Below are 22235 nucleotides of genomic sequence, written 5' to 3' on the forward strand. Positions count from 1 at the left end.
GAGGGGATCACTGTCGCCTACTGTGCTGGCATTGGAAAGCGGGATGGAAAATCGATCTCGATGTACGTGGACGGGTTTGCGGGATTGTCGTTGGTTGAATGGGTGAAGTCATAATGACACCGCACCACCTTGAGAACCTTGCGTTTTTCAAATTCTCGGATCAGCAGAAGAGCGTTGCGATTGTATTTCACACGCCACGAGTTGATCGCTGCGTTTAACACAACAGCGTTCTCATCAGTAAGCGAATTTAGTCGTTGGGTTATCATCGCTTGAAATATGCTGCGCTCGTCCTCTTGCCGGGCCTTCGCAAAGGTTGGAATACGCTGCCAGCCGATAGGTTCGCAGTGGACCAATTTAACGGGATGCTGGCGCTGCGCCATCTGCTCGTAAAGGCTGCCGTCGATATCCTCGACTTGTTCAATGGACAGGTGACTGAAGAACAATGTTGGGCCGTCATCGGGGATCATCGAAAGGTCGGGAGCGGTGTAGTCGAAAAAGGATGTGCTGAGCGGAAGGTTTCCATGTTCGCTCAGCATCTTCATCACTGCCAATCCTGCATCTGAATATTCCAGCCCGAATAGTCTTTTGTCGCTAACAGCGTTTCCTAAAAAGGTGGCGATATTAAAGAGGTTCCAACCCGGACCAGCACCAAGTTCAACGATGTTGCTGAATGACGAAGCCATCTCTTTGAGGGCTATGATCGGATCAAAATTGTTCATAGGAATGTAGCGACTTTCGCTTACGCCCAGTCGCGTAAGTGGTCCCGCGTCACCATGCTGACCGGTGAATTCCTTCATCAGGTTTGCCGCCAGATTGCCGCCCACGCGATTGTAGCCGTTACGCAGATGCTGCGGTTGTCTCATATGTGAAACGATATGCTCTAGAGACTCTCCGCAATCAATCTTGTCTTTGATGCTAGAAATCTGCTCACCCCAGTGGTCCTCGTAGCTGGCTTTGACATAACTTTTGTCGTTCCCACCAGTTTCCTGAGACGAGATCGCTCTTATCTCGTTGGCTTTGAAAACAATGTCCTGAAGCCAATTGCGTTCTTGAGGTTTGAGAGGATCGGACATGGCTCAATGACGATTTTAGGCGTCCGCGCCGTGGAAATCTATTTCGACATATGTGGATGGATTGGCAGGGTTTACATTGGTCGAGTGGGTGAAGTCGTAGTAGCAACGCTGAATGGTCAGTTTGCCTTCGGCTTCGAACTTGTGAAGCAGAGGCAGTGTGTTTCGGTTGTAGCGCACGCGCCATGAATTAAGCGCGCCGTTGATCGCCACGGCATCCGGACCGCGAACGTCGTCCAGACGTTTTTCAATCAGGTCGTGGAAGAACTTGTCGTCACCGTTCACACGGGCTTCCACCATCTCCGGAAAGCGCTGCCAGCCTATCGGTTCGCAATGGATAAGCTTGGTGCGTGACTTGCGAGCAGCAAGCTGTTCATAGAGGTCGCCAGAAATGTCCTCAACCTGCTCAATTGACAAGTGAGAGAAAAACATCGTTGGCTTATCGTCAGGCACCATAGAGATATCGGGCGCGGTATAGTCAAAGAACGTGGCGTGCATGGGCAGTTTGCCGTGATCGCCCAACAACTTCATTACTTCAATGCCGGCGTCGGAATATTCGAGGCCGAAAAACTTGCGAGCCTGCGCCTTGTTGCCGAGATAGGTGCAAATGTTAAAGAGGTTCCAGCCGGGGCCAGCGCCGAGCTCAACGATGTTAGTGAAGCTGTTGGCAAGCCGCGTGATCGCCATAACGGGATCGAAGTTATTGATGACCGTGTAGCGGCCCTCTGAACAAGCCAGCCGCGACAGGGGAATATCGTCGTGGGTTCCGGTGAAGTCCTCCAGCATCTGTTTTGCTGGGTGGCCACCCACACGGTTATAGCCACGGTTCAAGTGCGGCGGGCTTCGCAGCACCGCGATCATGTGTTCCAGCGTTTCGCCCCGAGCGATCTTGGTTTTAAGGCCATCAATCTTCTTGCCCCAATGGTGCTCGTACTGGTCTTTGACATACCCGCCATCGCTGCCGCCTTGGTTGAGGGGCGAAAGTGAACTGATGTCTCTTGCAACAAAGGTGGCTTTGTCAGCAGGGCTTTTGGACATTTTAGAAGGCCTTGAAAAACGGAGTAAAAAACGACAATGGCAGAAACACCGGTTTCTGCCATTGATTGCATGGATGACTAGTCACAATTAAGGGGCAACACCATAAGATGCCTCAAACGGGTAGGCTTTTTCGTCAAAGCCCTCCAGCGACAATTTCGTGTTCGTGTCTGCGTATGGCGTGATGGGCCGAAGGAAAGTCGCCATCGTGATGATGCGGCGGTCCTTCGTGACATAGCCACCACGGTGGAAGCCGTTTGTGTCGAAGAACATGATCGACTTCTTTTTACCAATCGCTGACAGCATATCTTCTTGCTGCACGTGTTTGTCGATGAGATAGCTGCCCGGATAACCGGACGATTGCGGATAGCCGATCACTTTTGAATATTTGCGTTCCGGCTTCACCTTGGAATAGCGGATATACTCCGTCGGGCCGCAGCCTTCTTCCACATCGGTGTAGTAGATGAAACATTTGAGGATATTTTCATCCTCCTGGTCGCGGTGCCAAATCTGTGAGCCTTTGCGCTCGCCAATATTCTTGCCACCGATCGGCGGGTTCAGCCAAAGCGCAACATTGCGGATCTTGGACAGCATTTCGTTGTAGCTGTTGGCGATGTCCAGAACGCGCTTGTTCAGATACATCTGATAGGCGGCTTCTGTTGCATACATCTCGCCCTTCAACATGCGGTAATTCACGATTGAAGGCTTGAACGACTTTGCAAATTCGGGATCGGCGTTGAAGTCTTCGCACTGTGAAATCCGCTGTTCCAAGGCGCGCACTTCCGGGTCTTCGGTGAAAGACTTAACGTGAGCCTCAGCGGCGTCCCACAAGTCCTGATGTTTCTTGCCGAACAAGCTATCGAAGTCTGACATGCAGATGCCCTTGTCGATCAACTCACCAAGAATACGCTGCTGTTCTTCGTCCAGTTTCGGCTGATTTTTATCGAAGAAGGTTTTGCAAACGTCCAAGCGCTCTTTGTCCTGAGCGCTGAACTTGCCCTGACGCAGGTTAAGCAAGTGGATGCGGCGATTGTTGTTGGCGTTGGCTCGCGTGTCATCCGAGAGCGAGTTGATGGCCTCATAGTGCTGAGCAGCCTTGTCGAACTGTTGCATCGCGGCCGCCACGTCTGCGAGGCGGGTCAGGTGAGCCAGAGCTTTGTCAGGTTCTGCTGCGAGAGCTTCTTCCAAAATCTTGTAGGCTTCTTCATGGCGATGCATCCGCGCAAGAACAGTGCCCAGTGGCCCGAGATAAGTCTTTTCGCCGTTAGCGTTTTCGCGAGCTGTCTTGAGCAGTGCGTAGGCTTCATCAATCCGCTCTGCTTTCACGAAGAAGTTCGCGGCTCGCATCAGCACCCGGTAATTTGTGGGTTGCACCTCCACTGCGCGTGCCAGAAGAGCAACAGCATCTTCTTCGTGATCGTCGTCTTTGGACTGAGCCAGTTTAATCAGCGTATTAGCGAGGTTGGACTTTGCCTTCTCGGCGTTTTTCAAAAGCGGAATGGCGCGTTCATATAGCTCACGCGCATTTTCGAGTTCGTCGTCCTGCTTGGCAGCCTCGTTAGCCTTCGCAAGCAAAGCGCGCCCCTTTGCATCATTTGTGACGGGCGCGGTCGCTTGAACGGGCGCGGCGACGGGTTTGGGTTGCACATCTGCCAGCAGTTTCTTGTATTCGGCGTTATCGGATGTCAGCGCAATCGCTGCTTCCAACTCGATGACAGCCTCGCTGATGCGCTGCTTTTCTGCGAGCTGTTTGCCCAGTTCGCCGCGAATTTGGCCAAACCGCATCAATTGATCGTCCGCAGGCGTGCAAAGCTCAGATCCTTTCTCAAAAAGATATTTTGCCTTGCCCAAATCCTTCTTCGCCCGCAGCTCTGCTATGGCGCAGCGTATCAAGTGCTGACCGTAACGAGCATCATAACGACGCGGCTGTTTCACATCGCCAAGAGCGGCCTCAAACAACGCCAATGCGCGACCGCGGTCATTCAAAGCCCCTTTGGCGAGAATCTCCGCAATGGTCATGCGCGTTTCCGGATTCAACCCGGTTTCCAGGCAGAGTTGTTCGACGACACGCGACAAGCCCTTCTGATCATCGGCATTGCGCAAAGACGTAATCAGAGAATTGTAGTCTTTCGCGTTAAGACCGCCCGCATCAAAGAGCTTCAACCAGCTCTTGCTAGCGCCGCTCCAATTGCCCAGCGACGCCTCAATCTCAGCAACAAGCCGTATGCTGTCTGTGTTATGGGGAGCGAGAGACAAGCTGCCGCTTAACGTCTTTAGAGCTTTTTTACTGTCGCCGTCACGGAACTCTGCGCGGGCTTGCTTGGTAAGGCGCAAGGCCTCGGCTTCGTGGAAGTCTTCAACTACTTTCTTGTCCGACTCGGACAGCGTCTTGAGACCCTCCAAATCCTTTATGATAGCAGCGACCTCAGCCTTTTTTCCCATTCGGGTAAGGGCCGCTACCAGAGTTGTCGCGCACCCGAATTTCCCTTTCGAACGTGATCTTGCACGCTCCAAGACCTCCGCAGCTGTCCCGAGGTCTCCGCGTCGATAGAAAAACTTCCCGACGGTCTCCAACGTTTCAGGATCTTTCCCCAAACGTTGCAACACCGAGATGATTTGCGTGCTGTGCTCGTCGGGTTTGCCCTTTGCAGCAAAGTCAGCGACCGACTTCTCTAAGTCTGACGTCAGTTTGGCATTTTGAAACAGGGGTTCCGCAATCGAAGCCAGATCAGCGCGCCGATCAGAATTCCGCAGCGCGGTTATCAACATGCCGCAAGTGGCCGGCTGCATCTTGGTGCTACGAAACAGGGCCAGCAGATGGTCGGCTGCTACCGACCAATTGGACGAAGCCATTTCGATCTCTGCCGCTAGCTTCAATCCCTCTTCGCTCTTAGGATCGAAACCGAGATAGCTTCTGATCGCTTTGCCAGCTTTGTCGAGATCGTCATTTTCCAACGATAGACGCGCTTGATCGAGCAATCGAACGGTTCTCGCAGCCTTATAATCGTCAACAACACGTTGTTCTGGCTCTGACAGTCCCTTTTTACCCTCAAGCTCCTTCGCGATAGCTTCGGCTTCGGTCGTTCTGTTCAAACGCATCAGAGCTTTCACGAGCGTCGCAGCGCATCCGGCTTTGCCTTTAGACAGTTCTCTGGCTCTTCCCAGAGCTTCAACCGAGGTTCCCAAGTCACCTCTGCGATAGAAAAACTTTCCGACGCCTTCAATCGCCTTTGGCTCTTCGCTGAAACGGTAAACGGTCGCCATTATCTGGCGGGCAGTATCAATGTCTCCTGCCTTCTCCGCAGCGGTCGCAGCTTTGAGAGACTGGGCTGCGTTTGCAGAAACGTAAGTTCGCACAAAGTTCAAACGTTCGGATTCCAGATCCGGACGTTCTTTCCATGTCTCAATGAGACTGTTTAGAGGTGCTTCCATTTTGGCCCGCTTCAGCGCTTTTGCCAAAGTGAGGTCGTCTCCCACAGCGCCTGCGCTGTCGAACAATGCGCGGGAAATAAATGAGGCGGCTTTCTTAAATTCTTTATGGCGGAAGAAAAACCGACCAACGATATCCATCTGATGCGGTGTTAACGTCCGCTTCGAGGCGTCAAGCATCAAAGCAAACGCTTCTTCAGCCTGCCCGCCACGCTCTGCTGCAATCGCTCGATCAATCAGAGATGATCGTGATTCATGTTTTTGTGGGCGAAAAAGCTCAACGACAGATCGGGCACTGGGGACAGTCATTGGAGGCACTCCATCTAGGCTTGATGCGGTTATCAAGCATAAGACGAAGACATTGGAAACACAAACTTAAATGAAATACTCGGTTGGCAATTCATCAGTAAGGTTAGCCATTGAAGCGACCTTTTTAATGGTAGCAATATCACCAACAGCACCATCGCTTGTCGTGAGAGCTATCTTTATATGATGGAACGCTTTTTCAGGTTCGCCCAAACGATACAAAACCTTGCCCAACAGGTTGTGTAAGCCGGGGCTTTCAGGTCGAATCTTCAGCGCTTTGAGGTATTCCAGTTGCGCTTCGTCCAGGTTTTGCAGCCGCAGGAAATTAGTGCCGCGATGGAAGTGAAATTCATATGGCGCCTCTGTCACTGGCCAGACCTCTCCAACCCGTCGAAGAGCATCTTCGAACGCCCGGTTGTTCAACGCTCGTTGATAGCCTGTTAATTTCTCGCGATCCGGGATGAATTTGCCGCTTGGTATTTCGGGCACTTCGCCCTGTATACCCCGCTGCAGATAGACCAACTTATTGGACCATTCCCGCAGTTTTCGGTCATTTTGACTGGCAATAACGACAATGCTGCTGGTCTCAATCATACTCTGTAGATATTCGTCGGCTTTCTGGCGGAAAGCACCGTCTCCAGCGGAAACCCATTCGTCCAACAACAGGATATCGGGCTTCAGCATTGAGGCAGTGGCGAACATCAGGCGCATAACCATGCCTGAAGAATACGTCTTTACCGGAAGGTGAAGGTAGTCACCCAACTCCGAAAAAGCGGCAACTTCCGGGATCATCTCGTTGATCTCCGCATGGCTCATGCCACGCATCAAACCCTTGAACCGAATGTTCTCCAGCCCCGTGGCTTCCTTGTTGACGCCGAGATTGAGGCTGAACATCCCTGCCGTTGAGCCAACAATTTCCAAGGCCCCTTGAGTGGGCGGATAAATGCCGGCCAGCAGTCTCAACAGCGTTGATTTGCCTGATCCATTGTGACCAAAAATGCCCAATCGGTCGCCATCTTCCAGTTCGATTGAGAACTTGTCGATCGCCACGATCCCTGCATCGCGGCCGCGCAAAATGCGGCCACCAACGGGAATGTCCTCACCCTCTTTCGGCTTCGCAAAGCGACGGTCTGGGCCAACGAGCGGAAAAATGACGCTGGCATCTTTGGCGACGATGGAAGCCATGCTTCGGCAGTTCCTAAATCCAGTAGACCAGTTTCTTGCGGTATCGCACGAAAGCGATCGCAGCAAGGATGCAGCCAATTATTGTCATGCTCATCACCACAGCCCAACTGATCCAAGGAACCGTGCCATACATCATCGGATCGCGCAGAACAGCGATATAGTGTGTCAATGGATTCAACGCCGCTGCCCAGGCGCGTATGCCGGTTTCCGTGGGAACCCATAGAATAGGTGTCGCGAAATAGAGCACCTGCATCACCGTCACCAGCACATAAACAACGTCGCGAAATCGCGCCGCAATGATGCCCAGCAGGCATGAGACCCATAAATGATTTATCGCATAGAGCACCACAACGAAGGGCAAACTTCCAAGCGCAACCCACGAATATCGACCGGCCCAAAAACACAAGATGAGCGCCGGAATGGCCATGAAAAACATCATGATGAAGTTCTTCGCCAAGAACGAAAACAAATGTATCGAAATTGGCAGAGGCTCGGTCTTTATCCAGCTTTGTGACGAGATAAACACCGCAGCGCCACCCGTGACAGACTGAGAAATAAAGCGAAACAGCATGTATCCCATCGCCAAATAGGGCGCGAAAAACTGCAAAGATACATTGTTCAATGCGCCAAAAATGACCACCTTGACGCCTACAAACAGCAAGAATGTGAGTGCAATCCACCATTTGCCGATGAAGGTCCGTCGGTATCGTTGGTCGAGTTCCATAAACGCATTGGCAAGCGCCAACCGCCACATAGCGGCTGCCCGGAACACGTCATTGCGGGCATCGTGCTTACGTTCGCCACTTGAAATGGTTGTTTGGGATGCGCTCATCGGGCGAAAGGCTTCGTCTCGAATGTTGAAATCTTACCGCAGTTGTTAACATCTCGGTGCTGTCTCGAAGCAGATGCCTAAGGTGCAGGGAAAGATGAATGGATTAAGCGGTTTCTCGTTTTTCGAACTCTTAAAGCAAAGCCGAAAAAAGGAAACCGCTGCGTCTCAAAAACTTCTTGGAGATTAGGCTCGATAAATACACGAAAAATACATGATCCCGCTTTGCCCCAAGTGCGAAGTCTGCATGATAAGATTGATTCCTTCGTAAGCATTGACTGCGCCCCACAGGCGAACGGTATCTGTGCCAGGCTCAATGAACCCGCCCAGTTGGGTGGCGTTAGTGGGAAGGGAAAGCCCGTCATACCAAGCCATGTTCAAGGCCGTTCGGTTTTGGAGCCCAGCTTCGCATGGAAACGGTAGATCTGAGATTCTCAACTGCCCATCCAAGTTTCCCGGTGCACTCCATCCCAACCGTCCGCTGACAAAGACAAAGTTTCCAATGCGAATAAAGTTTCCATCTTGCGCCGCATAGCTGGGCTGAGCGCCACCATTGCTTCCACTTAGGGTTGGAACCCATGTGCCGCTCTCAAAATGATCAAACCTATCGCCACCGGAAACACTCAAGCCATTTGGAAAATCAACCTCGCCGGTTGCAGATTGCGCTCGCAATGCGGTCTGCCAGTTTGAGCCATTAGGACTCACCTTGACGCTCCAAGCGTCTTCTCCAGCCAAGCCGAATTCTGCACGACCTGAAAAATTCGACTGGAAGATCAAACTTGCAGTATCGGTATCGGTATTCCGGTTTATCTTCAGTCGGTGGTCATCACCATCATGCGAAAAAAGACTGGAAGGCGCAGCCACCGCAAGACGGTTGATCTCATCTGCATCAGTATTGACGCCTAACACACTGAAACCGTCAGCAGACCCGGAAAGCGCAACGAACTCTGTTCCGTTGTAAATTCGCGCGCTCCCTTCGTCCTCTATCCACGCGATCCACCCCGGTTTGGGCGAAAAGAACAGCTAATCGCCTTCGTGGTAGGTTGCGATGTCACCCGGATGATCTGTCCAAACACCGTCAGCATTGGTCGCCACCAAGTAGGCATCCCCTTCTTCAGGACTGGAAGTTGCCGTCGAGGCGGGGGTTAGTGTGCGCAGTGACAAATGAATGATCTGATCAAGCCTGCGCAAAGCTTCATTATGTGTCACGTGCTTCTGCGCTTGCGCTGCCAGAATATAGGGAAGGGCCAGTTTAGGTGTGTGTTCCAAGGCTTCAGCTCCAAATGTGATGCAAAGAGCAAAGCGTAACCGCAGGTGTACGGGCGGGGATTACTGCTGGTGGTTGATTCACGGGTTGTCGGTTCAACGAGCCAAGAGCGCAAAGGCTTTGGGCATTTTGCAGAACAGGCAAACCCATCATGTCGGTTTATGAACGTACGAAGGCGGTTGCAATCGCGATGTAAATCGGTTCAGCTTTTCGCAGAAATCGGCCGCCGCTTCGGGAGGAGATCGGCCATTTGCAGAACGCATTTTTGGAGACCGATATGCACAAAGCAATTACTCGCGCCGCTTCCGTTACACTTTTAGCAACCGCCGTTTGTTTCTCTAGTGCGGCAAGTGCGGAAACGCGCATCACTTATAAATCAGCTAAATCCACCTCGTCTTATTACCAGATGGGTGTGCAGATTGCGGAGGCGATGAAAGCTGCTACCAACGGCGAAATCATCGTGACGGTGGAAGAGAGCCAGGGCTCCGTTCAAAACGTGATGGAAACTCGTGCACGTGGCGGCGACTATGTGTTCACCACACCCCCTGTGCTGGTGAGCCTCGCGCAGGGCGGCAAAGCGATGTTCAAGGACAAGGGCGATCCTAAGTTCGACACGATCCGTGGCCTGTTCCCCATTCCGTCGCTGACCATGCATTTCGTCATGTCGGCGAACAGTGGCGTAACCGATTTTGCTGGAATGGAAGGCAAAACTATCCTCCTTGGCAAAGGTTCGTTCGGTGCACGCGAGGGCGAGAAGTATCTCGAACTATTCGGCCTGAAGGACAAAGTGAAATTGGCTGAGGTGGAGCTTTCCAATGCGGTGCCGGCCTTAAAGAATGGACAGATTGACGGATTCGTTACCGCCGGTTCCTGGCCTGCCCCTAACGTGATCGAGGCTGCGGCTTCTACTGGCGTCAAAGTAATTTCGCTGACCGACGATCAGATTGCGGCATCAAACCGTGCCAAACTCGTCATTCCAGCTGGCACATATGCCGGACAGGATGCAGATATCACCACGACTTCTCTGCCTGTTGCTGCTTTCACCACAACGGCAATGAGCGACGAGGCCGCCTACACGCTCACCAAGACCTTTTGGGAGAGCAAGGCCGGCATGGGCAAAGGCGCACCTTGGTGGAATGGTGTTGATAAAGGCTTGATGGCTAACCTCACCGTGAAGCTGCACCCTGGCGCTGTGCGTTATTATGAGGAAGCTGGCTTCGCCCTTACTGACAAGCAGAAGTAAGACCGCGCCCGCGCTGGGAACCACCAATCGTGGACAGCGTAGAAGACGCGCCATCTATCGCTCGTCCGGCCTCGGTCGGATGGGTGGTGCTGGGTGCTGTCACCATTTGCTTCCATTTAGTGCTGATCTTTTCCGGCCTGGTGCCAAACTTGGTCGCGCGGCCTCTGCACATGGCTCTCGCACTACCGTGGGTTCTCGTCTTTGCCACGGTTTCTTCGACAGCCCGTCTGTCCGGCTGGGCTTTAACGATAGCGGGTGTCGGTGCTTGCATGTGGATCGCAGCCAATCAATCAATGCTTGGCGACCAGTACGGGTTTCTGGAGAGCGACTTCCAGATCGCCATCGCTTTCACACTCTTGGCCACCGTTCTGGAAGCTGCCAGACGCGCCATCGGTTGGCCGCTGCCGCTCGTCGCCCTTCTGTCACTCCTTTACGGATTGTTTGGGCAATATATTCCCGGCGAGTTTGGGCATTCTGGTACGCCGCTGAAGAGCTTCCTCGGAACGCTTACAATTGCCGAAGGCGGCATTTGGGGAAGTCTGACCGGCATTTCCGTTTCCGTTGTCGCTATTTTCGTCATCTTCGGCGCTGTGCTCAATGCGGGGGAGGCCGGGCAAGGTTTCATGAACGTGGCCGCCGCCGCTGCCGGCAGGTTAAAAGGTGGCGCTGCGAAAGTGTCGATTATTTCGTCTGCTCTATTCGGTTCCATTTCAGGTTCGGCGTCTGCAAACGTCGCCTCCACAGGCGCGATAACCCTGCCGGCCATGACGAAGCTCGGCTATCCCAAACGGTTGGCGGCTGCCGTTGAAGCTGTCGCCTCGTCCGGAGGCCAGATCATGCCGCCGCTGATGGGCGCAGGCGCATTCGTAATGGTGGAGCTGACCGGCGTTCCATATGTGGACATTATTGCGGCAGCATTTCTGCCCGCCGTTCTGTTTTTTACAGTCGTCTGGGTGGGAATCAACGCCTATGCCCGACACCATGAGCTGCGCGGCATGAACGATTCTGACAAGCCAGCTTTGCGGGCTGTGGTTGTGACGTCAGCATTTTTTCTCGTGCCATTTACCATTTTGCTGTGGGCGATGTTTGCCGTCGGTTTCACGCCCCAATATGCGGCCTGTCTGGCATTGCTAGCAGGCGCTTGCATGTTGTTGATTGACGGCCAGTTTACATTTGACTGGGTGCGAACGAAGGCGCGGTTTGAAAGCGTATGCTTAAATGCAGGTAAGCAAGTGTCTATGATCGCGGCGATCATCCTGTGCGCTTCCATCATCATCGGCGTCCTGTCCATCACAGGCCTTGGGGTGAAGATCACTTCGCTCATATTGTCTGGATCCGGCGGCCTCTTGTGGCCCTCGCTGCTGCTGACGGCAATTGCATGTTTGGTCCTCGGCATGGAGGTGCCAACCACTGCTGCCTATGTAATCTGTGTCTCGGTAGCTGGGCCTGCGCTCATCCAATTGGGACTGGACCCACTGCAAGCACATCTTTTTGTGTTCTGGTTTGCGCTCCTGTCCACAATCACCCCACCTGTGTGCGGAGCGGTCTTCATTTCTGCCGGCATGGTCGAAGAGAATTGGCTCAAAGTGGCACTCACCGCGATGGCATTGGGCGTGGGGCTATATCTCATCCCGCTGGGCATGATTGCGAACCCAGATATCTTGGCTCTGAAGACAAACCCGACAGGCGCTACTCTAACCTTCATCCAGCTCGCGATTGGCTTGGCTGCCGTGTCGTTTGGGCTTATCGGCTACACCAAATTTTGGCACCGTGCGCTTGCCATTTGTGGTGGTGCATCCATCATCTTTGCACCAGCTTTCGTTTAGGTCGGGGAGAGCGAGCAGAGCAAAAGCTATGTTGGATACGGCTGGACAATTTTCTCCCTCCCATGACGTTGAAGGAGACATGATCTGCCCGCGCAAAGGAGAACAGTGTGACAGTTAAAACGATATTGGTTGTTGGAACATACGATACGAAAAACGATGAGTTGGAATACATGGCCGAGCGCATCCATGCTTCCGGTGGCAGGACGCTGACCATGGACGTCAGCGTTTTGGGAGACCCCGAAAAACCAACCGATATTTCCAAGCACGATGTCGCGGCTGCTGCTGAAAGCACCATTCAAGCCGTGATCAACAGCGGTGACGAAAACAGTGCGATGCAAATCATGACGAAGGGCGCCAGCACGTTGGCTCGTCAGATGTTCTACGCCGGAAAATTTGATGGCGTCGTGATTCTGGGCGGGACGATGGGGACTGATCTGGCGCTCGACGTGTGCCGAACGCTTCCTCTCGGTGTTCCAAAATATGTCGTTTCGACCGTATCTTTCTCGCCGCTCATTCCTCCAGAAAGACTTTCAGCTGATATTCAAATGATCCTTTGGGCTGGAGGTTTGTATGGCCTGAATTCGCTGTGCAAATCTTCGCTCAGCCAAGCTGCAGGCGCTGTGCTAGGCGCAGCCCGGGCCGTCGAGCCGCCAGACGCGAAGAAACCCATGATTGGTATGACTGCCCTTGGAACATCTTGTCTGCGCTATCAGAAATTTCTCAAACCCGAGCTTGAAAAGCGTGGCTTTGAAGTCGCTGTCTTTCACGCAACCGGTATGGGTGGCATGGCCTTTGAAAGCGTGGCCGCCGAAGGCGGCTTCGCCTGCGTGATGGACTTTGCGCTTCCTGAATTGGGCAATCTTCTTGCAGGCTCTGTAGTCAATGGTGGGGCCGACCGCATGTTAAACGCCGGCAAGGCTGGCATCCCGCAGCTTGTAGCGCCCGGTTGTCTCGACCTGATTGATTTTGCCGGATGGCAGGAAATCCCCGAACACTATCGTGACCGTCCTTTCCACGCCCACAACCGTCTCATCAAATCATCCGGACTCAATGGTGAAGAGCGGCGCGAAACCGCCCGCGAAATGGCAAAGCGACTTGCCGGCAGCAAAGCACCTGTTCATGTTCTGATGCCCAATGAAGGTGTTGAGGAATGGGACAGGGCAGGTGGCGATGCTTATGACCCTGAGGCGTTTGCAGAATTTCTCGATGAAATGCGCAAAGCGTTCAATGACCCGGTCACCTATCAGGAACTTGATTGCCACATAAACGACGAGGCGTTTGCGCAAGCTGCTTTGACGGTTTTGGATGGATGGATTGAAGATGGTGTGGTGAAGGTCAATCTCTAATTATCTCGAAAGTGGCGAGAACCGTTGCCGATATTAAACCATGTCATCGGTTGATATTGGTTCCGGAATTGCGGCTCCCTTCAAACCAATATCTTGAGTTGCTCTATCGCAAATAGAGTGACCGTTACGATGACTGAGAGCCAGGCGCTGATAAACAGAGCAGCACCACCCCTCATGAATGGATCATAAGCGGATTTGCGAGCCCAGCTAGCGACACGCAAGCGAACTTTGTTGCTCAGCAAAGCGGGGCCAAGCGCGAACAAGGCAAATCCAAGATGCAAAATCGTGGGCAGCAAGGTCGAGCCGAAAACCAACAACAACCATGTGAAATCCTGCGGCGAGGTGCTTAGGCTGGCGATAATTGAATCCGAACAAGCACTTTGAACGCCGGTTACACCTTTCACAGAAGAGTGTGCGAGGCCTGACAAAGCAGGATCAATATTTTCAAGGCAGGTTAGTGCACCGGATTGCAGAGGGAATGCGCTCAAACCCGCAGCCCAGTTTAAGCCGACCGCCACAGCAGAAGCTGTGAGCACCAAAGCCACAAGCAGAAACACTGCCAAAGTCAGATCAAGACCGCTGAAAAAGAGCGTTCTCACACCAAATTTCTGAGCACCCAGACGCAGAGCAAGTCTGGTGAGGCCGATTGACATAAAATCAAACAGTGCATTGATCAGCGGCAGCAGACCGATGAGGAAATAGTATGAGAACCAAAACTGCTGGCCAGCAGCGATGACCATCAGCGCGGCAGCCCCAAGCGTGACTATCGCATAGATTACCACGCCTTTCTTCTGGCTTCCTCTCGCGTATCCGGGTTTGATGAAGCGCGAAATCAGTTTCAGGCAGACGAAGAAAATGATGATGTTCAGCGAGTGATTGAGCACAGTGTGGGTGATGTTCACTACAGGGTCGGTATACCCCATCTGGTCACGGCCAGTGATGAATTCCGATATTTCGACCAATGGCAGAAACAGAAAGCTGAGCGAAGCGCCAGCGATGGCCGCCGCAGCAATTGCGCCCGCAACGGTGTCGAACAAGCGCAGTCCAACGCCCAGGATGAAGGCAAACGAAATCATGTTCATGGCGCCAGCGCCCACCAGGATATTCCAGTAGACAGACCAAAGGTATGTCGTGCCGGCCAAGTTGATGACTAAGGCTAGTGCGCACAGCGCGATACGGTTCTTATCGTTGGTCTGACTGCGAGCGACAAAAGATAAAGCGATGGGGACTAGAAAAGACAGGGCCACCAAAGCGCGACGCGAAGCATCGGGTTCTGGTGGCCATAGCTGGAGAAATCCTAGCTGCTGTCCCGCTCCGGTTATCGTCCATTGTAGAAGTAAAAGTGCAGCAGGGTATACAATCGCGAAGCCCCATGCCTTTTCATAAAGCCCGATGCTCCAGTTTCTGTTGATCGAGTTTTGAGGCAGATTGCGGAACTGATCGGGCGTGAGAAACAAGCGGTCTGTCCAGGCCAGAGTTCGTTCAACTACGTCCAGATAACGATCGCGCCAAGTCCCGCGCTCCAGCCATTGCGCCCTTGAATTGGCTCCACTGCCTTCAAAGCCGAAGAAGTAAAACAGGACGAATAGTATGGCGGTGCACCATGCGAAAAACCGTGGAAACGAAAACCTTCCATCGGGCCAGATGTTTGCTGCGATGGATGAGAGACCGTCTAGTATTTCAGCACTCAAGACGATCAGGGCGATCAGCAAGCCAATGCCAAGAAGTTGCTTTTGGAAAGGCGTGGAACCTCCTCGATCAAAGCCCTGGGCCGTTACAAGAGTGTGATCAGGGACTGAGCCAGCAAAAGGGGATAGCGTATCATTGCTTCCAATCCGGTCTTGCCGTCCTTCATCAATGGTTTCCCGCCAACGCAAAGAAGCCGGCACATCGGCCAGATCAATTTCCAACGCATCGCAGATTTTTTTGGCCGTGGCGGATGTTATCCGAGGTCGGGTGCCGCGCTCGATGTTGGAGATATAACCTTTTCGGTCAAGGTTTCCCAAAGCCTCCGCTGCAAGCGCTTCCTGCGTCAGGCCGAGCGTTGTCCTGCGTTGCTTTACCAGAACTCCAAACGCAGAGAGATCATCCATTTTGTAATGCACTGCCCACTTGCCGCGCCCCAAACGCTTTTACCCCTCAACTGACAAAAAAATCTAATGCGGAATATCTAAGAAATAAAGGGATGGGAAATCGACTTGTTTCGATGCTGAGTTGTGGGTTTGAATCGCCTTCAGCCGTGCAACGAGTACTGTTTTCGTCGGAAAACCCAGTAAAACGGCGCGATGTAACCGAATTACACCGAGGATGTAACCGAATGTAATTTATTGGCCCCACATTGGCAGGGTAGCTTGCTTGCACTGTTCGGCTGGGGGCGTGCGGAACGTATCTTTGATCGCGAATACCGGTTGTTGAGACAGCGGTTCACTTGTGCGCGTTTGCGCGAAAAGAACTCAGTTTTTCAATCTGGAGCGCCAACTGATTTGACAGGATTCGCACAATGCCAGACACGCCCCTTTATTTCGGAACTTTTCAAACTCGACAGGACTCCTTCTTCGAAGCGATCGCGCCCGGATTTAAGGATGCGACGAATTGGATTCCGCTATCGCCGGTGCGCGAAGTGGCCCTGATGATCAATGCGTCAGGCAATATCATTCGCGTCGAAAGAGACATCGAAGGCGAAAATGTTACATCAACAAGTTCCGTGTTGTTGGGTTACCCGGCAGCAAAGCTTTTAGGAACGGAAGACATATCTGGTACTGGCTATGAATATTCGGATATAGACCGGCTGGCAGTTGGTTCTGCAGATTTGGGCGTCTTGATCGAAGCGAGCGATGGAGATGTTCACTACGTGGTGTTTGATGAGAACAACGCTGTCCTTCGCGATTACAACTTAACGGATTTGTACCCCGCTGAGACCATTACGCAACCACAGTTTTTGGCGGAAAGCCCCACCGGAGACATTCTCGTGGAAGTGGGACGAGATGCCGGAAGTCTAGCGCTTGGGTTCGATATAACGATCGCTGTGCTGCGCGCCAACGGAACGGTCGAACCAGTCTCTACCCTTACCAACGAAGCCTACAGCCTCAGAGAAGCCGTGGCACTTGATGGAGGTGGTTATGCTCTGATTTATATAGACTCTGATACACTGAGCAATGATACGATACTGCAATATGTGAATGGCGACGGAACGCTGGGCTACAGCACCCGTCTCGATGCAGACCTTAGCAACACCAGCAAGGTGCAAATTGCCTACGACGATGTAAACAATCAGGTCGTTGCGATCTACAGGTCAGGCGGCGAGGTCTACGGACAGGTTTTAGACAACAGTGGAAATGTTGTTGTTGCGGAAACTAATCTTAGCGCAAGTTTGGGGGCAAATACACCGGCAGAACTGACGGCTTTGGATGACGGCACGTTTATCCTTTATGATAGGTACCTAGATACTGCAATTCATATAGACAGCACGCTTGCGGCGCTTGGCACGGCCATAAGTTTGGACCTCAACAGTTTTTACACGACGTTCGCAGTTGACTTCGGACAAATTTACGGCGCAGTCGAGCACATCACCCGGCAGGCTTTCCTTACCATAGACGCCCCCAATGGACTGCAAGTCAGACCTGACGAGTTCATGTTTACCGGCACCGACGACACGTTCACCGCAACCGGCTTTGGCTATCAGCGCGGTTACATGGGAGCCGGCAATGATGTCCTGACGGAGGGTGCTGGTTCCAACCTCGATGTCTATCTGATGGAAGGCGACGACACGTTTGTCAGCAACGGCGTGTTCGGAAGTGGAGGCTCTGTCGCGAATGGTGGCGATGGTTTTGACACGTATGATGACAGTGCAGCTCAAACATTACGCTATGTGTATCTGAGCACTGGTAAGCTGCAAATCGCTAACGGCACCACTGCCAACTTCGATGAAATTTCAAACTTCGAAAGCTACATCGCCAGCGACAACGGGGCGCGGATTTATGATTCCTCCATCAATGAATTGTTGATCGGCGGCAGCGCTGCGGACCGTTTCTACAGCCGCTACGGCGATGATGAATTGCGTGGGGGGGATGGCGATGACGCCTATTACCTCAACACATACAAGTCTTTCCAAAATGCGCGAAGCGTCACCATCGTGGAGAACAATAACGAGGGAACAGACGTTATCCGTTTCGGCAACAATGTCCTTCACGGCATCAATTTCAATCTTGATACAGGCACCGGCACGCAGGGGCTCAACACTTTCACGTTTTCATCCATCGAGAATATTCGGGGCACCGGCGAAAACGACACGATTGTCGGTTCGAACGGTGTGAACATCATCGTCGGCGAGGAAGGTCAGGACGTGCTGATGGGCCTTGGCGGGGATGATGAAATCTTCGGCGAGGAAGCCGGTGATATTCTGGTCGGTGGTGGCGGTTCCGATATCGTCAGTGGCGGTATAGGCAACGACCAGTTTTATCATGTCGATGTCAACAGTGCGACGACTGACACATATGGCGGCGGGGCAGGCGAGGATTCTCTCTATCTGCGTGACTATCTCGTTGGCGGGGGCCTCGGTGACTGGACGATCTCCAATGCCACCATTGATCTGGATGGTGGAACGTCCTTCGTCGGCCTTCATCAAATCAACATGACAAGCATCGAAAACGTCTACGCCGGTCTTGGCGACGACATGATAGAGGGCGATTCGGAAGCCAACAAATTGTCCGGCAATGATGGCGACGACGCCCTGTTCGGATATGCCGGCGACGACACGCTGGATGGTGACGATGACAACGATATTCTCGTTGGTGGAGCTGGAAACGACCTGATCCGCGGCGGTGCGGGCAATGATACATTCTATCAATGGTATCAAGGCGATTACACCGACACGATTGAAGGCGGTGCGGGCACAGACACGATCCGCATGGAATATCACTCAACAAATTCGTCATTCAACCATGTGCCGAATACGCCTCTACAGGTCGATGGATCCATTGGGCAAATCACCATCAACGGTAACATCGTTGTTAATTATTCAGGCATCGAACAATTCTACCTGGGCAATTCCTTTGACGTATTTGACGGCGGCTTCGACGCTGAAATCGTTCACGGCCTGGACGGCGACGACACGTTGAACGGCGGCTTCAATACTGATCAGCTTTTTGGTGGCGATGGTGTCGATACAATCAACGGCGGCAGCGGTGCCGACAAGATTGAGGGTGGCGCAGGTGAGGATATCCTCAGTGGCGGCACGGGCAATGATGCCTTCTTCTATAGTTCATCATCAGACTTCAATGTGAACGAAACCATTGACGGCGGGGATGACATCGACCGTTTGGTGGTCGACATGGCTGACGGAAACGAAATCGAGTTCAACAATATCAGCATTCAGTCGATTGAAGAGCTTGAGTTCGACATCGAAAACAGCCTCGGCCAGGGGCGCAATAACACCGTCTATTTTGACAGCGATCAATTCGCGGCAGGCGGAATTTCGACAAGCCTGCACGTTCTTGGCAGCGACGGGCAAGCCAGCGGACAGGATGAACTTTATATCTCTGTCCTAGGGGCACAGTCGTGGGACTTTTCCGGCTTCACCTTCACGCAGTGGGGGCGCCCGGAGCAGCTTTTGCAATTCACCGGCGACAATGGTGACAACGATATCGAAGCGACATCCACCGACGACCGATTGCTCGGCCGTGACGGCGACGACATTTTGTGGGGCAATGGCGGTAATGATTACATCGACGGTGGCGACGATGACGACATCATTTCGGGCGGGACAGGTGCCGATACCCTGATCGGAGGCCTTGGCATCGATACAGCTGACTACACCTACACCAACGGCAACCTCACTGTGAACATGGACACAGGTCAGGCCTTTGGCACATCAGCAGGCTGGGGTGGAGAAACCCTGACCGGTTTCGAAAACCTGATCCTGGGCGGTGGCGACGATATCATCACCGGTGATAACCATGCCAACCGCATCGACGGCGGTGGCGGCGCTGACACGATTTTTGGCGGCGCTGGTAACGACACCCTGATTGGCGGGTTTGGTGATGATACGCTTGATGGCGGCAGCGACACCGACACGGCCGACTACAGCTATTCAAACAGCAATATCACAATCGATCTGGCGGCAGGCGAAGCTTACCCAACCAGCGCTGGTAACTCCGTTGGAGATACCCTGATCTCCATCGAGAACGTAACCGGTGGTGGCGGCAACGATATCATCATAGGCAATGCAGGCAATAATGTGCTGAAGGGCGCTGGCGGCAGTGATCAATACTACGTCCAAGACGCAGGCGACACAATCATCGAAGAACTGGGCGAGGGATACGACCGCATTTATGTCGATGGCGTCTCCTCATGGACGCTTTCGGAAAACGTGGAGCGCCTGACGTTCCTGGATGGCAACAATCACACAGCCACGGGTAACGCGCTCGACAATCGGCTCGAGGGAAATGCCGGCGATGACACATTCGTATTGGACTCCGGCGGCAATGACATTTTCTCCGGCGGTCAAGGGCAAGATACGTTCGATGCCCGCAACGGGTCTCTTGGCATTGACATAGACCTCCTGAGTGGCACCCATGGCGGCGACGCGGCGGGGGACCTGTTCGCGTCGATGGAAGTCTTCTGGGGTTCGGACTCTGCCGCAGTATCGGACACCATGGTTGCAGGCGCTGGCCGGGCAAAGTTCTACGGTTTCAGCGGCAATGACTCGCTGACGGGCGGTAACACCGTGGACTATCTGGATGGTGGGGTCGGCAATGACGTCCTTTCAGGCATGGGCGCGCGTGACGGGCTGCGAGGCTTTATTGGGAACGACACTTTGACGGGTGGAGCCGATCGGGATTACTTCCAATACGTCTTCGCCGAGTTCGATCACGATACGATCACGGATTATGAGGATGGATTGGACTATCTGCGTGTGTACTCGGCAGTGGCGGATGACGTGTCGGATTTCACCATCGCAGGAAATGGTACTTCCACGGTAACGCTAACCCTCAACGACGGCACCGCAGAGAACACCATCACCATCAACGGCAATGGCGGTTCAAACGTTACCATTGATGATGGCGATTTCCAGTTCTACTGATCGCGTCTATCCAGATTTCCCCGCGACCTTGGCGGACCACCGTCAAGATCGCTCCCAACCGCAGCAAACCGCGTCACTCTGAACGCCAAGCTGAAGGTAATTATTCGCCTGCAAGAAAATTAAGCTGTTATCGTCGTCAGAGGAAGCATGGTTAAGCTGAGGGGCTCAAGTCGGGTGAGACCCTCAAACCAGAAGCTCACCGTCAATCACCAGTCGATTAAGACCAAACACCACAAACCAAGAAGCGCTCATTCTTCTGGCTCCTGCTTGGGAGTATTATTCTCAAATAGACCATCTGATTGCTGGTCTGCATCCAGCTCGTTTTGATTGGCTCCCAAAGCCGCTGTCTCGGGGGTGGAAGCCCGCGCGAGAGGGCTGGCCTGAAACACGACCTTGTCTTTCTCCTTGACCGCGGGCGCGGTAGTAAGGCGCCAAATGGCGAACAGGGTCAGGACGATATGCGCCAAACCAGTGACAGCGAATAGACTGGCAGCGCCTGTTAAAGTCATCGCAAAGCCAGCAAGCGTCGGGCCGACAATTGAGCCGATGCCAAAAACCAGAAGCAGCCCGCCGCTGACCTGAATATACGTTCCCGGTTCGGCGTGATCGTTCGCATGGGCCACGATCACGGGATACATCGAGAAGACGGTCGCGCCGAACAGGGCCGAAAATGCCAGCACCATCATCGGCTGGGCCGCTCCGCTGAAGAAAAGCAGCGCATCGGCGATAAGCGCAAAGACTGTAATACCGATCAGCACCTTACGACGGTCCAAGCGATCTGATGCGATCCCGACGGGAATTTGCAATGCCGCGCCCGCCAGAATCGGGATGCTTGCGAACAGGGCAACCTCATTGAGGCTCAATCCGCTACGCGCTGCGTATACGGCGGCAAGTGTTCCGAAGGCTGCGTTTGAGATTCCCACCATCAGAACCGCAAATACGGCGATGGGTGAATTCTTCCACAAACCTTTCATGTTCAGCGATACCTGCGTCAGCGGGCGCGGTGTGGTGGTCGCGCTAATCGCTGTTGGCAGAAGCGCGAGGCAATAGACCATCGCAGCCAAAACGAAGAAAAAGTAGCCGTTCGTGTCGCCCAGCGTTAACACCATTTGCCCCGCTGTCGTGGCGGCCAGATTGACCATCGTATAGACTCCAAAAACGCGCCCACGCGAGGCCGCATCGGAGCGTTCGTTCAGCCAGCTTTCCACGATCATCGCTGCGCCCGCAAAGCAGAAGCCGGAAAGCGCGCGCAAGGGAATCCAGAACCAAGGTGTTAGAAAAATCAGCGAAAGCAAAACGGCAATTGCTGCAATCGCACACATGGCTCCGAAAGCGCGAATATGACCGACACGGGCCACCAGCGCAGGAGTGCGAAGACATCCTGCCACATAACCCAACGCCCATCCGGTTCCAAGCAGACCCAATGAAGCGGCTGAAAAGCCTTCCGCCTCGCCACGAACCGGCAGGATCAAGCCGTTCACGCCGCCTGCAAACAACAGAAACGCAGACCCCATCAACAGAGCGGTTAGTGGAAGAAGGCTTTTGACCATGGCACCGCTCAAGACCGCGTTGTTTGCTTGCAGATACAGATACAAGAAATCTCGCGGAGATGAACACC

At 53.3% G+C, this 22235-nt stretch carries 13 protein-coding genes; 4 read left to right on the forward strand and 9 right to left on the reverse strand.

Annotation, left to right across the window (positions count from 1 at the left end; genetic code table 11):
• Positions 1 to 17 precede the first annotated feature (17 nt).
• The 7 genes from ACFQ14_RS08595 to ACFQ14_RS08625 form a co-directional block, all read right to left on the reverse strand.
• On the reverse strand, positions 18 to 1073 hold the full coding sequence (locus ACFQ14_RS08595; protein ID WP_377212326.1) for a hypothetical protein: 1056 nt from the start codon (positions 1071 to 1073) through the stop codon (positions 18 to 20).
• Between the two features lie 15 nt (positions 1074 to 1088).
• Complete coding sequence (locus ACFQ14_RS08600) at positions 1089 to 2108, reverse strand: hypothetical protein (RefSeq protein WP_377212327.1); 1020 nt, start codon at positions 2106 to 2108, stop codon at positions 1089 to 1091.
• Between the two features lie 87 nt (positions 2109 to 2195).
• The gene (locus ACFQ14_RS08605; protein WP_377212328.1) at positions 2196 to 5843 is read right to left on the reverse strand and encodes a tetratricopeptide repeat protein; all 3648 of its coding nucleotides are present in this window, start codon (positions 5841 to 5843) and stop codon (positions 2196 to 2198) included.
• Between the two features lie 66 nt (positions 5844 to 5909).
• Positions 5910 to 7025, reverse strand: a complete 1116-nt coding sequence (locus ACFQ14_RS08610; RefSeq protein WP_377212329.1) for an ATP-binding cassette domain-containing protein — start codon at positions 7023 to 7025, stop codon at positions 5910 to 5912.
• Between the two features lie 13 nt (positions 7026 to 7038).
• Positions 7039 to 7857 carry an ABC transporter permease gene (locus tag ACFQ14_RS08615; protein ID WP_377212330.1) on the reverse strand — a complete coding sequence of 273 codons (819 nt, stop codon included), beginning with the start codon at positions 7855 to 7857 and terminating at the stop codon, positions 7039 to 7041.
• A 183-nt stretch (positions 7858 to 8040) separates the two neighbouring features.
• Positions 8041 to 8718, reverse strand: coding sequence for a hypothetical protein (locus ACFQ14_RS08620; protein WP_377212331.1), 678 nt, complete (start codon positions 8716 to 8718; stop codon positions 8041 to 8043).
• Positions 8719 to 8877: 159 nt separating this feature from the next.
• Positions 8878 to 9123, reverse strand: a complete 246-nt coding sequence (locus ACFQ14_RS08625; RefSeq protein WP_377212332.1) for a DUF2793 domain-containing protein — start codon at positions 9121 to 9123, stop codon at positions 8878 to 8880.
• Positions 9124 to 9398: 275 nt separating this feature from the next.
• Between ACFQ14_RS08625 and ACFQ14_RS08630 the strand changes: the two genes are divergently transcribed.
• From ACFQ14_RS08630 to ACFQ14_RS08640, 3 genes are all read left to right on the forward strand, one after another.
• Entirely contained in the window at positions 9399 to 10364 is a 966-nt protein-coding gene (locus ACFQ14_RS08630; RefSeq protein ID WP_377212333.1) for a TAXI family TRAP transporter solute-binding subunit, read from the forward strand.
• A gap of 29 nt (positions 10365 to 10393) precedes the next feature.
• Positions 10394 to 12190, forward strand: a complete 1797-nt coding sequence (locus ACFQ14_RS08635; RefSeq protein WP_377212334.1) for a TRAP transporter permease — start codon at positions 10394 to 10396, stop codon at positions 12188 to 12190.
• 107 nt (positions 12191 to 12297) lie between these two features.
• Positions 12298 to 13536, forward strand: a complete 1239-nt coding sequence (locus tag ACFQ14_RS08640) for a Tm-1-like ATP-binding domain-containing protein (protein ID WP_377212335.1) — start codon at positions 12298 to 12300, stop codon at positions 13534 to 13536.
• An 80-nt stretch (positions 13537 to 13616) separates the two neighbouring features.
• Here ACFQ14_RS08640 and ACFQ14_RS08645 read toward each other — a convergent pair whose 3' ends face one another.
• Positions 13617 to 15629: a helix-turn-helix domain-containing protein gene (locus ACFQ14_RS08645; RefSeq protein WP_377212336.1), complete on the reverse strand. Its 2013-nt coding sequence runs from the start codon at positions 15627 to 15629 to the stop codon at positions 13617 to 13619.
• A gap of 407 nt (positions 15630 to 16036) precedes the next feature.
• Between ACFQ14_RS08645 and ACFQ14_RS08650 the strand changes: the two genes are divergently transcribed.
• Positions 16037 to 20617: a beta strand repeat-containing protein gene (locus ACFQ14_RS08650; RefSeq protein WP_377212337.1), complete on the forward strand. Its 4581-nt coding sequence runs from the start codon at positions 16037 to 16039 to the stop codon at positions 20615 to 20617.
• 248 nt (positions 20618 to 20865) lie between these two features.
• Here the strand turns inward: ACFQ14_RS08650 and ACFQ14_RS08655 are convergent, their stop codons facing one another.
• On the reverse strand, positions 20866 to 22167 hold the full coding sequence (locus ACFQ14_RS08655) for an MFS transporter (protein ID WP_377212338.1): 1302 nt from the start codon (positions 22165 to 22167) through the stop codon (positions 20866 to 20868).
• Positions 22168 to 22235 lie beyond the last annotated feature (68 nt).

This window comes from Pseudahrensia aquimaris, assembly GCF_042676045.1.
Taxonomy (GTDB): Bacteria; Pseudomonadota; Alphaproteobacteria; order Rhizobiales; family Rhizobiaceae; genus Pseudahrensia; species Pseudahrensia aquimaris.